Origin of the sequence: Mesorhizobium sp. BR115XR7A (assembly GCF_020165315.1) — a bacterium.
GTDB classification, from domain to species: domain Bacteria; phylum Pseudomonadota; class Alphaproteobacteria; order Rhizobiales; family Rhizobiaceae; genus Mesorhizobium; species Mesorhizobium australicum.
In genome coordinates, this window is the sequence record NZ_JAIUHW010000002.1 from 213569 (window position 1) to 226366 (window position 12798).

Consider the following 12798-nt stretch of genomic DNA (forward strand, 5'->3'; position numbering starts at 1 on the left):
GGCTAAACATCAGGTGCCTCCTCCAAGGTTAGGCGCGCGGCAGCAACAACATTCGCGAGCTTGCCAGCTAGCAGAGTATCTATCGGCGAGTTCCCGCCAAGCTTGTCCGTCGGCGCCATCAACCATCTCCAGGCAAGCCGATGGTCGCCAAACATGGCGATCAATTCGGCTATCCCATCTGCAGGGCGAGCATCGACAAACTGCTTCAATGGAAAAACAAACCTGCTGCTTCCAGATTTAAGTGCGATCACCTCATCGCGTTTCTGCCACCGAAAGAGCGTCGACCTCGGTATCCCAAAATGCCTTTCTATCACTGTTGGCCCAGCTACCGGCCCCGCCCAATCACTCGCCGCACTGAGAGGCGCCTGGGGGACCGCCGGTGGCGGTACCGCTTTGAAACGCTGCAGTCGTGGATCAAATCGGCCTTGTGCCTCTGCCACTATATGCCCGATAAATATCTGAGCGAGGTTTTCAACATCATCCTCGATAGTTGGGAGGGCTCGCTGAACAGCCTGAGTTTGAACACTGATTGCTGAAGATATATACCCTGCCAATCTCGCGGCAATTCTAAGGGCCGGCTTGCCGATCGTCGGATCGTGCTCAAAAAGGATTTTCGACACGGCGGCAGCCACCGTATTTTCTAGTCTTGGTCGGCTGGCCTGCTTAACAAGGTTTCCACCTCGTGAGAATCGCCGCCTAGTGACCATGCAAATTACCTCTTCAAATGCGACCCAAGTCGCGTGACCCCTGTTTAGCCGAGGAGACATAGGACGTCAGAGCATTCCGGAGCTCATAGAAGGCAAACACGATGCATAATTGGTGCCGTTGCGGCCAGTGAAAATGAGCCGGCTGTTGACGTTGCTTGGAATTAATACTTGGCCTACATTGTTTTGACTGTTCGAGCACGACCTAACCTCCGTGAAAAGACGCGGGGTCGCTGGCGCTTTTGCGCGCGGCCCCTGACGAGACCTTCGTCATGACCCGGATTCGTTCTTTATCTCCTGCGCTGCCGGTAGCCCTTCGAGCACAGTGACGCAGCCATCGAGATCGTTGGTGGCCAGATACGCGTAGCGCATCGTCATCGATAGCGTCTGATGACCCAGCCACATCTGCACGCGCCTGATGTCGATGCCGGCCTGGACGAGGCGCGCAGCACAGGTGTGACGCAGGATGTGGGGCACGACCTGATGGTCGGCGCCAAGTCCGACCTCGGCTTTAGCCTCGTTCCATATGGCACCGAACTGTGCCTTGCTCAACTTGGTGAAGGGGCCTTTCGGCCGAGGGCGTCCGTCCGGAGGCAGCCTGGTCACCTCCTTGGCCCGCTCGGTCATCGGAATAGTGCGGCTGCGGCCGGATATGATGGTTTGGAAACTGACGCGATGTTTATTGATGTCGTTCCAGGTCAGCCCGAGCGCCTCGCCGAGACGGCAGCCGCTATCGACCAGGAAGACGGAAAGCCTGTAAGCATCCTCGCTGCGGCTCTTGATGGCGGCGAACAGCCGCGCTTCTTCATCCCTCTCGAGAAAACGAATCCGTCCCGCCCGCTCTTTCTGGCGGCGGAACTCGTGCAGGCTCTCGAGATCTCCCATGTTGTAAGCCTTGCGGAAGTGGTCGGGAGTTTCGGATCAACCAAAAGATTGAACCTCCCCTAGCAGGGCAGCGCCTTCGACCACTCGGCCGCTTCTGCGTTGCGCCGCTGGATAAAGAAAAGCGCCGGCACAATCAACAAGGCCGTGTCATTATATGGAGAAATATGGAGAAGGTGAGCGCGCCGAACATTCCAGCCTTCCTCGGGTGGGGCGGTTCCGCGGCAATTCCCGGGCAGATGAGCCCCTGGCCTTGCCCTGATCCGGTCGGCCGAGCGCCGGATTCGGCCGACACAGGCGGTCGTGAGGAGACCAATGGTTAACGAGAGCTTTCCAAGTGAGGCCAAATCGTGACGTTTCTGCAACACAGGTCGGGGATAGCGGCCGAACTGTCCATGCGCCGGTACGATCGTGGTTGAACGCCGCCGGCTCATGGGTAATGTCAATTTCGAAGGAGCGGCGCAGTGCGCATCTTTTTCGGTAGTGGGGATGGGGCAGGGAACGCTGTCCTTCAGCAAAGAATACCCAGACCCGTTTTTTAACTTTTGACTGGAGGTCAGAAAATGAACATCAAGAGCCTTCTCCTCGGCTCCGCTGCGGCTCTGCTCGCAGTTTCCGGTGCGCGCGCCGCCGACGCCGTCGTCGTCGCCGAGCCGGAACCCGCTGAATACGTCAAGATCTGCGACGTCTACGGCGCTGGCTACTTCTATATCCCCGGCACCGAAACCTGCCTGCGCATCGGCGGCTATATCCGTTACGACATCGGCGTCGGCGACGTCGGTTCGTTCGACGGTGCGACAAGCGCCGATCACGAGGACGGCGGCAGCAACGACACCTTCTACAAGCATGCCCGTTTCGCGCTGAAGACCTGGACCGGTCAGGAAACCGAACTCGGCACCTTGAAGACCTACACCGAGACCCGCTTCAACTTCCAGAACAACAACCGTGATGCGGGCGCACTCGTTGATCCCGATGGCACGGGTCCGCTCCCTGCGGTCAACGCCCTCAACCCTGCTGACAATGGCACCGTCTCACTGAACTTCGCCTGGATCCAGCTCGGTGGTCTCCGCGTTGGTAAGGACGAATCGGCGTTCGATACGTTCATCGGCTACGCCGGCAACGTCATCCAGGATACGTTGATTCCCTATGGCGGTTTCGACACCAACGTCGTGCAGTACTACTTCGACGCTGGCAATGGCTTCTCGGCCGTCGTCTCTCTCGAAGAAGGCTCGGGCTCGGACACGATCGACAGTTACGTTCCGCATGTCGTCGGTGGTGTGAAGTGGACGCAGGGCTGGGGCGCGGTCACTGGCGTCATCGCTTACGACAGCAACTATGAAGAAGTCTCCGGCAAGGTTCGCTTGGACGTGAACGCCACCGACCAGATTTCGCTCTTCATCATGGGCGGCTACGGCTCCGACGACAACCTGACGGACACCACCTGGGCGGTCCCGGCTGGCGGTCGCGGCTTCTATAAGCCGTGGAGCGGCAACTGGGCTGTGTGGGGCGGCGGCACCTACAAGTTCAACGAAAAGACCTCGTTCAACCTCCAGGCGTCGTATGACGAAGGCAAGAACATCGGCATCGCCGCGAACGTTGCCTATGACATCGTTCCCGGCTTCACGATCACGGCCGAAGTGGACTACTCGCATCTGGGCGACGACTCCGTGTCGAACTGGACCGGTATTTCTGCTGGCGATGACGACGCAATCGGCGGCATGCTTCGCTTCCAGCGCTCGTTCTAACAGGCGCTGCCTAATTAAAATCGAAAACCCGGCGGGCAACCGCCGGGTTTTTTCATGCCGTCTGCATGGAACTTCGGACAGCCGATGGCATGGCCGCCCGCCTGCTGCCACGCTTGCAGACGGGGGAAGAAAATCCTCGCAGCGAAAGGAAAGAAGGAAGCAAGAACTGCTTGGCAAGCGACGCGCGAAACGGCGGGAGGCTTTGTGGCCAGATACGCCGGCAGGACAGGTGACGGAACGCGGCGTTAAGCCTGAGGAAAGCCTGTTAGGCTGGTCTATCGGCGGAAAGCGTACGCCGGCGGGATTGGGTGCAACCTAAGCTGCGCGCAGCATCAGGCACTACCGGTCAAATCTCAGCAAGATCGCCCAAGGCTTCGATCAACGGATGAATCTCGCTTTCGTAGTTCTTCCAACGCTTGACGGACGACGTATAGATCGGCTGGCGGACCTGCCAATTGCTGTAGGTGTTTACGGAGCCGCCTTTGTCAAAAAAGCGCAGGCAGGCATCGTCCCACGGCAATCCGAGATAATCCATGAGCCGGCGCGACTGCTCCTCCTGATTTTCGATCAACGTCTCGTAGCGATTTTCGAAAATACGACCCGGGAAAACCTTGTCCCAATGCCGCATCAAACGATCATACTCCCTGTAGTAAAGCCCCAGCGTCTCAAGATCGGCACTGTAGCTGTGGCCTTTATTGAACTGCAGGACGAAACAGGAGATGCAATTGTCGATGGCGTCGCGACGACAATGAATGATACGCGCTTTGGGGAAAAGAAGGACAGCCAGGCCAATCAGCTCGAAATTGTGAGGCATCTTGTCAGCAATTCGCAGCGAGTCGGGAGCCCGCTCGCGCAGATAAGCAAGGTGCTCGTCGGCCACAGTCCTGGTCAGATCGGGAGTCATCGATGCGATCAATTCGCTGAAGTTCGCGTTGGAGCGGTTCGAGAGGCCGATCCCATTGGCGATTCGTCTAAGCTTGCTGAGTTCGCCAGCGCCATGAACATTGGGGTGACTGGCACAGATCTGCTCTGTCAATGTCGTGCCCGAACGAGGCATGCCGACGACGAATACAGGCGCCTCCGAGGGATTGCCGTACGCGGCTCTTGAAGCCACCAGTTCCGGCGTGAAGGTTGCGATCATGCCATCGACCCAGCGACGGTAAGATTGCAGATCGAATGTATGGCCCCCGGCTTCATTCCCCTTCTTAAAGTGATCCATCGCATCCTTATAGCGACGGAGGTCGTTGAGAACCTTTCCTGCGGCGTGATGGAGCGCTGCCGCTCCCTCCGGCCCATGGCCCGGGTCTTGAAGCTCCGTCAGGATTGCCCCGAGTTCTGGCGGCTCTTCAGCGAATTTGCGCGTGCGTACAAGCGCATCGTGGGCAGCCGGTACCGCGATGCGCCGTTCTATTGCCTCTTTCAGATGAACCGCGGCTTCGTCCATACGGCCGAGGCTTGCGAGCGCGCGGGGCAACCCCATCCGGGCTACGGGATGATCTCGGTCGATCCTGAGCGCCTTCTCGAATAGCGGCAGCGCCATCTCCCCCCTGTCAAACGCATTGTAGGCATCGCCCAAGGCGCAAAGCGCTTCCACCAGATCCGGCTTCAAGTCCAGGGCGTACTGAAAGTGCTTGATCGCCGGCGTAAATTCGCTGACCTTCAAATAGGTCTCGCCGAGGCTAAGATGGTAGTAGGGATTCTGCGGATCCTCTGCCACCGCCCGAGCAAAGTACCGCAGTGACTTTTCGTTGTCGAAATCGAGCCCGAGCGTTCCCAGGATATATAGGGCCAGCGGATGGTTGGGCGTGCGAGCAAGGACCCTGTGGCACAGTTCCTCAGCCTCGGACAGACATCGGGCCTGCTGCAACTCGAGCGCCTGCCGTAAAAGCAAGTCGTCGGCGTGGCTGCGGTGGGGGCCTGCCTTGGACTGCGCGTTGGATGACGCAGCCTTCGGTGATGCCGCCTTCGGCGAGGGTGGGGTGCGGAGGTGCTTTGCCCATGCGGGCGGCAATCGGTTGCTCATCCTGTTTCGCTGGCAAAAGGGGCTTGGAGAATCCAGCCTCAATAGCCGTTTTGCGCAGAGCGCTGGCGTCGCCCCATCGATTTGCCCATTCTTCCGGATCGACCCTTATCGGATTTCCGTTCCGCGCTATGAGGTAGTAACCTAGCTCCCTCCGCACTGCCAATACGATCCGGTGATCACAAGTTTGGCGCGTCTCAATCCATTCATGGGATGCGATATAAGCAACCACCTGCAAACCTCCCCGCGATGTCTCGGCCAGGGAACGGCGCTCCTTCGACCGAACTCGTGGACGCCATGGCGTCGGCGCCGGCGGCGCTGTGGAGACAGGATTGCCGGTTGCACGAGGCGCGCACGAACCCTGCCGCTTAGTGGCGATCCCCGACGTCGCTCCGGTGACGGCGCTCTTTCCTATTCCGTCGTGCTGGCTTTTTTTCTGCGACGAATGGTGTGCGATTGCGCGACGGCCATTTTCACCGCGGGTGTAATCTCCAAAGATGCGTTCTCTGCCTCATGCGGATTCTGCAGCCCTTGGACGTGGACGGTCGGAAATGGGAGTTCGATGCCCTGCTCCTTGAAGACCTGGCGGAGGCGTACGTAGAATTTGCGTTTCATACCAAAGGCGCCTCCCGGCCTGGTTGTGGCCTTGACCCTCAATACGATGCCGTACTCGCCGAACTCCTGTACGCCCTGCATCTTGATCGGGTCGAGCACCCAGTGCTTGAACTCGGGATCTTCCGCCAATTCGAGGCCGATCCGCTTGATCAGCTTGCGAGCGAATTCGATATCGGTGTCATAGCCGACGGTGATGTTGAATTTGTCGATAACCCAGTCACGGCTCTGGTTCTGGACGGCCCCAAGTTCCCCAAAAGGTATCGTGAACAGCGGACCCCGATGGTGGCGCAGCTTCACCGAGCGCAGGGAAAAGCTTTCCACGGTACCCTTGTAATTGCCCGAGGAAATATATTCGCCGACACGAAACGCGTCGTCGAGCAGAAAAAACACGCCCGAAATGATGTCCTTGACGATGGTTTGTGCGCCAAAGCCCACCGCGACGCCGACAACGCCGGCGCCAGCGATCAGTGGGCCAATCTGGATACCCAGCGAGGCGAGCATCATAAGCGCTGCCATCACGATGATCGATGCGAGCAGGATGTTCTGGAGGATCGGCAACAGCGTGTGCAGCCGCGCCTGCTGCGGATCTAGCATCGGGACCTCTTCGTCGCCGATCACAGGGTGTGCCGTTTCGATGCCCAGCTTTCGTTCGATCAAAGCTTTGATGATCGACCAGCCGAAATCGGCTGCGAGGGCAATGACCACGACATTGATCAGGCCGCGCAATATGAAGGTCGTCGTCGTATCGCTGCCGCGCATGGATTGCATGTCCAGGCCCCAGACACGCGCTAGAAAGTAAGCCGCCGCCAGGATGAAAATCATTCGGATTCCGCGATCGATGACAGCGATCGCCACCGCCGGGATCGTAGGCCGGCCAAGATCTACCGAACCTGGTCGCAGGACGAAGTTAACCCCGCGCTGCGTCGTCACGATTGCCCAAGGCAGGAAGAGTGCGGCGAAGGTAAACCAGAAGTATACATAAAGGCCCGCGATGCGCTGCAGAAACAGGACGAGGAAATAAGCTGTCAACAGCCATGTCGCTTCCGTGTGAACGCTGTGGCGCGCACCGTCTCGCTGCGTTCTTGGCCGACGCCAAATGGCCAGCAGCACGAGCAACAGCAGCACGAAATCGGCGCCAAGCGACAGGACCATCATTCCGTCCTGATCGATGCCGAGACCTGGCAAGAGGATGAACGCGGCGGCGAAGAAGGCGAAGACGCCAACGATCCGGGGCAGCCAATAGGACCAATGGTCAGCCGCTTCGTTGGTGATTGGCAAAGCACGAACCTCGACGGCGTTGTCGACGTTCATGAAGGAAGGGACGAGCATGGCCATGACGTACATGCGCACCCCCCATGTAACGACTGCCGCCATCAAGAATGTCAGTACAATCTCGCGGATAAGCATTGGCCAGTCGAACAGCATGAACGCGCCGGCGCTGCCCAGTGCGAACGAGACGATCAGCATGCTGGAATAAAGCGTGCGGCCACCAATCTTCTTGGCCCGCCCAACGGGCGTATCCTTCGGTTGCGCGATAATCCAGAGACGAAATGGACGGCTCAACTTGTACGTTGCCCAAGTAAGCGCCAGGCCGGCAGCGATGAACATCGCAATCAGCAAGAGTACCCCGGCAGATCCCTTGCTGGACATATCCTCCATGGTCTCTGCCCGAACGCGCGCGAACTGACCCGGCAGCAGGGGCAAAGTTCGCACGATTCTTCCGATATGATCCCTGATCATATCGAGCGTCGAGGATGCCATCGTATTCATCTGGCCTGATGCGGCCGCGGCGCCGGACGATGCGTCGGCCGGAGAAGCGCCTGCCCCGGCAGGCGCTCTCGTTGACCCGGCGTCCTGATTTCGCTGTTCGGCCATCCAGGCCTTCACTGACGCATCGTCGAGCAGTTCGAATAGCTGTTTGACCCTTTCAGGCGGGACGGTCGCCGGCGCCTGCGCCTGCGCTGGACCAGCCAACAAGAGGGCGGTTCCAAAGATGAGCTGCCTGGCAACCAGGACGAACATCGCGCCAAGGTGTCGGAGAGGTTGTGTCGGGCGCGCCAGGTTCCTGGTTCCCAATCGTCGAATGATGAGACGCATCGTGCTGTTAACCTTCCGGTCAAATCGGCAAGCAACGACATCTATGCCCGCCATTGCTCCTAGGTTGAAGGAGCCGATGTTGTGGTACAAGAGTCCACCGTTCAAGCTAGACAATTGCGTAGGGTGTGGTCACGCAAATCAGTCATGTGATCCGCAATTCAAAGACGCTGGGCGTTACGGCGGCTTCCGATAGAGCAGAACGCGCGTATGCCGCGTTGCGCATCGCCGGCCGAGGCTATGTGATGGAAATCTGGGACCCTCACACAGGCTATACACATCAGGGCAGCCAAAAGCATCACCGTGTGCGTCTATCCCCGCATAACGCGATAGACAGTTGCATCGCCCTTTACACCTCGAAGAGGCGCATCGAAAGCGACAATGCGTGGCCCGGCAAGGGGTCGCTCACGCCTGGTGCGGAATAGAGCGCTTGGGAGATGCTGACATTGTCTACCGTTCAAACGAGCACGGCCTCGATGGTAGCAACAAAGTCGTCGAGCGAGCGATCCCCGCGAATCTCGATGCGCGGAAGGTCGATGGGGTCGCTATTAAGGTCCGCCGGTCCGTGTCTGCCGCCGAAGCCGATCCGGTAGCCGCACTCCTTGGCCAGCCTGCCGAGCCGTCGGTCGGTGACAGAGAAGGGTGCCGCGAAGGCCGTGGTTGGCCGGCCGGTCCACCGTTCGACGAACATACGAGAGCGCAGGAGCTCGGCGGCCAAATCAGAGCTCGACAGACCATCGATGGCGCGGTGCGTCGCCAGATGGCTTCCGAAGAACGCACCCTCGGCGGCGAGACGTCGCACCGTTCCGGCGTCCATAAGCCGCGTCGGCGGACCGCTGACGGCGTCCCACTTTGCACTTTCCCCCACCAGGTCCGTCACCAGGAACACTTCCGCGGTCAGGTCGTGCGCACGCAAGATCGGCCAGGCATGGTCGGCAAAGTTCTGGAATCCGTCATCGAAGGTGATGAGCACCGGGCGGCCAGTGAAAGGCTGACGGTTGGCGATGGACAATTCCAGTTGCTCGGACATGATCGCGTGAAAGCCATTGGCGCGCAGCCATGCCATCTGGCTCGCGAATGCGGCGGGCGTGAGTCGGAAACGGGCGAGCGCGGCCGGACCTTCATCGGCGACGCTGTGATACATGAGGACAGGGATACGTTGCCGCCGCTCGCTACGAGCGACGGCGCGGCGCAAGACCCGTGCCCCGCCCCAGACAATGTTTCGCGCGACCCCGATGCCGATGGGTGCGCGGACCGGCACATGATCAATCACCGGCTCCGTCGCCACGTAATCCGGCGACAGGCGGCAGAAGCGATCTATTCGATAGAGTTCGGTCTGGATCGATTGCGCAAGGACGAGACCTTCGGTCTCTGCGAAGGTTTGCGAGATCGTTTGTGCGCCGAAAGTGTTCCAGTCGAAGCCCGTCCTTTCAATATTGTCGCGTAGCACGAATGCGTGTGCATTGATGAAACTGCCGCCAGGCGCCAGTGCCTCAACGAATTTTTTGGCGATGCGCCGCAACCCGGCGAGATCTTCTAGGTAGTAGAGCACTTCCGAACAGACGATCAGATCCATCTCATTGGGCAGCGTGTCCGCAAAAAAATCCAGTACACTGAATTCGACATTCGGCTGGCCCGAGCAGCGCGCGCGCGCCCGTTCGATGGCTACGGCGGAAATGTCGGTGGCGGTCAAATGGCCCACTCGGGGTGCCAGTTGTCGCGTGAAATGGCCTTCCGCACAGGCCAGCTCAAGCGCCCGTCCTATGGGACCGGCCGGCAGAATTTCGAGCTGCCGCTCATATTTTTCCTGCTCGTAGGCCGAGCTGTAGCTCCAGGGATCCTCGGTCGCGAAATACCGATTCCAGAACGACTTACGATCCTTGTCGTGGCCACTCGAGGCGGGTGCACGGCGCGGCGCTGGAAGCGGCTGCGTAGCGTCAGCGCTTGACCGAACCAGTTCCCGCGCTTCCGACATCAATTGCGCGAGTTTACCGAAGTGGCTGTCCGGATCAGGCCGGCGTTCCGTTGTCGTCGACAGTGCCTCGGCTGCCAGCGTGCTTGATGTGTCGGCGTCGTCGTCCTTTTGTGGTAGGAAATTCAGGATCAGTTCAATCCAATGGCGCCTTGTCACTTTCCCGAGTACGCCGAACTGTACGATAGCCCCGATCTGCCCATCCATCATCAGGTAGGCATAGATTTGATCGATTTCTTCCGAAAGCTCGGTCGACGTTGGATTTCGAGCGTCGACGCGAATTCCGAAAGTGCGCGCCAGCCTGCGAGGAGCGGCAAGATCGTCGGCGTCGAGCAGCATTTGCTCGAGATGATACTGGACGCGACGACCCGCAACCGGGTCGCCCCAGACCTTGCCGAGTTCGATGATCAACTCTGTGATGGCGCCGCCAAACCTGTCCCACCGGGCAGCCATATGGGCTGGCACCGATAGGCTTCCTACCATCAGGCCGTCGAAGGTCACCTTGGCGATCTCGCGCGCCCACTTACGCCTTGCCGGCAGCGCGCGCAGGGATTGCGGGTTGATCGAGCCGCCGCCGCTGCCGCAATCCGACGCAGCGTTCCACAGGGCGAACCACGCCAGTGCTTCGGAAGCGGTGCGGCCGCCCGCCGAGATCGCGCCATTGGCATGCGCCGGCGCTGGGTGCTTGACCCTCGGGTCGGTGGCAAAGCCGCGGGCGATAATGCTTTCCGCGTCTGCCAGCGTCTGCCTCGAATTGCGGGTGAGCGCGTTGGGGCCGGCTCGACAAAAGGCGAGCGGCTCGTCGACCATCACCCAATTTGTGCCCTGACGTGCGACGCGCTGCCATAGATCCCAATCCTCGCAGCTGTGCAGCGACACGTCAAAACCGCCCAATTCGACTATTGTTTCCCGGTCGACCAGCAGCGCGTGAGTGGCGATGGCACATCGGCGGGCTAACGTTTCGAAGGGCTGGCTTGCGACCTCGGGCGCGATGCTCGCCGGGGTGAGCGCTCCATCGGGCATCACGCGCCGCGAACCGCAATAGGCGGCTACTGCATCGGGAGCGGTTTTCAGCGCAGCCAGCATTTTTGTAAGGAAGCTGGCATCCAGCCAGTCATCGGCATCCAGGAACATCAGCCAGTGGCCGCGCGCCGTCGAAATCCCGTTGTTACGTGCGCCGGCGGGGCTATTCGCGCAAGAACTCAAGGCGCGAAATCGGGCATCCTGTTCCACATAAGCGGCGATGATCGCGGGGGTGCGGTCCGTAGAGGCGTCGTCGACGATGATCGCCTCCCAATCCGCGGTTTCCTGATCGACAAGGCAATCGAGTGCCCGCGTCAGCGTTACCTCCGCGTTGTGCGCAGGAACTACGATCGAAACCAATGGAATATGCGCCACGTGTCTCACCCGCGCCCGGCTCGCAACAGGTAGAACAAGTTGCGTTGATCTTTGTCGGCGCAGGTCGGCACGATCGATGCCGATCCATTCGAGCCCATCGTCGACCATAACTATATCAATATCCGGTAGGTCTGCCGGCGGATGCCGGCATGCATTGTGCCGAATGTTTTGCTCGACATTGAACATCGATACCACACCGCCTTGCGGTAGCATTATTCTGGATCATCGAGCTTTCGTCTTCTTCGGAGAGTCACCGAATGTCAAAACCGGATAACGGCATCGGATGGCCGCACTGCCCTGTCAAGATCGGGGCTGATTAGGTAGCAAAAAAAGACCTGAAGACAGGCTTGAATGGCAAGCGCTCATGCCCGTGCCTTAGTTGCTGCGCCGCCCGGCAACAAAGGATGATCGCGGGCGAAGACGCGAGGGCAAGCTGATCCTGATCGAACTAATCGGAACCGCGGCCGAACTGCGAGCGCGCCGCAGTTGTTGATCATGGATCCATGGCGCCGCCAATCTACGCGCATAAAACGCAAAAGGGTCTGTTCGCTGGGCAGATTGTGGAGCTCGAGCCGCATGTCAAATTACGCGTGACCGGCTTATGCGGAGAAGATTCCGGCTTGCGAGCCGGGTATTTTGCTGACATCTTTACTAGTTGCTAAATTAGCACGCTGGTAGCTGTTTAAATGAAGGGTATAGGGATGGCCAAGGAATCTTCGAGTACCGCTTCTCCGGCAAATAAAGCGGACGGAAATCTGACAAGTAATGCAGACACCAACGGGCTCGCCTTCATGGCGGGCCAGGCTCGCGAGAGCGGGACCCCCGGCGACGCTGTAGGTGTCGACAAGATACGTGATCTGCTGTTCGGCAACCAGATGCAGGACTATGACCGCCGCTTTTCCAAGCTTGAAGAACGGGTCTTGCAGCGGTTCAAGGATGTCGAATCGGAGGCCAAGCGCAATCTTGAAATGTACGAGTCAAATGCGAAAAAGCAGATCGACTCGCTTGCGGCGCAGTTGCGGAACGAAAAAGACGCGCGAGCCGACGCCGACAAGGAGATTGACCGAAATCTTCGCGAACAAAATCAGGCGCTTGAAAAGCAGGTGCGCGCATTATCGGATCAATTGAATGAGCTTGAGCGCGAAATTGCCGACCGGATAAATCGAAACGACCATTTGCTGCGTGAGGAAATCAAGCAAAAGAATGAAGCCATTCAGATGCTGATGGAAAAAATGTTTTCCGATCTCGGCAACGTCAAGACCGACCGAAATCTTTTGGCCGGCCTGTTTGTCGAGGTTGCAAAATGTCTGAATCAGGATCCCGTCGGCAGCAAGAGCAACTCGGACCGTAGCTGGAAAGTGAGTTGAT

General features: G+C 59.0%; 6 protein-coding genes and 1 pseudogene. 2 read left to right on the forward strand and 5 right to left on the reverse strand.

Annotated features, from left to right (window positions below):
• Positions 1–2 precede the first annotated feature (2 nt).
• Together LB557_RS31715 and LB557_RS05210 are read right to left on the reverse strand one after the other, a co-directional pair.
• A complete protein-coding gene (locus LB557_RS31715; protein ID WP_224641741.1) occupies positions 3–632 on the reverse strand; it encodes an antitoxin Xre/MbcA/ParS toxin-binding domain-containing protein in 630 nt (209 codons plus the stop codon).
• A 342-nt stretch (positions 633–974) separates the two neighbouring features.
• A pseudogene (locus LB557_RS05210) lies at positions 975–1604 on the reverse strand (site-specific integrase); the annotation flags it as partial.
• A gap of 545 nt (positions 1605–2149) precedes the next feature.
• On the opposite strand from LB557_RS05210, the gene LB557_RS05215 reads away from it, so the two are divergent.
• Positions 2150–3331 carry a porin gene (locus LB557_RS05215; protein WP_224641739.1) on the forward strand — a complete coding sequence of 394 codons (1182 nt, stop codon included), beginning with the start codon at positions 2150–2152 and terminating at the stop codon, positions 3329–3331.
• Between the two features lie 346 nt (positions 3332–3677).
• Here the strand turns inward: LB557_RS05215 and LB557_RS05220 are convergent, their stop codons facing one another.
• The 3 genes from LB557_RS05220 to LB557_RS05230 form a co-directional block, all read right to left on the reverse strand.
• Positions 3678–5354: a tetratricopeptide repeat-containing sulfotransferase family protein gene (locus LB557_RS05220; protein ID WP_224641737.1), complete on the reverse strand. Its 1677-nt coding sequence runs from the start codon at positions 5352–5354 to the stop codon at positions 3678–3680.
• A gap of 408 nt (positions 5355–5762) precedes the next feature.
• Positions 5763–8153, reverse strand: coding sequence for a mechanosensitive ion channel family protein (locus LB557_RS05225; protein WP_224641735.1), 2391 nt, complete (start codon positions 8151–8153; stop codon positions 5763–5765).
• 364 nt (positions 8154–8517) lie between these two features.
• Positions 8518–11616 (reverse strand): trifunctional glycosyltransferase/class I SAM-dependent methyltransferase/polysaccharide deacetylase, encoded by a 3099-nt coding sequence (locus LB557_RS05230; RefSeq protein ID WP_224641733.1) that lies wholly within the window; start codon positions 11614–11616, stop codon positions 8518–8520.
• A gap of 515 nt (positions 11617–12131) precedes the next feature.
• Between LB557_RS05230 and LB557_RS05235 the strand changes: the two genes are divergently transcribed.
• A complete protein-coding gene (locus LB557_RS05235) occupies positions 12132–12797 on the forward strand; it encodes a hypothetical protein (RefSeq protein WP_224641731.1) in 666 nt (221 codons plus the stop codon).
• The last annotated feature ends 1 nt before the right edge of the window (position 12798 follow it).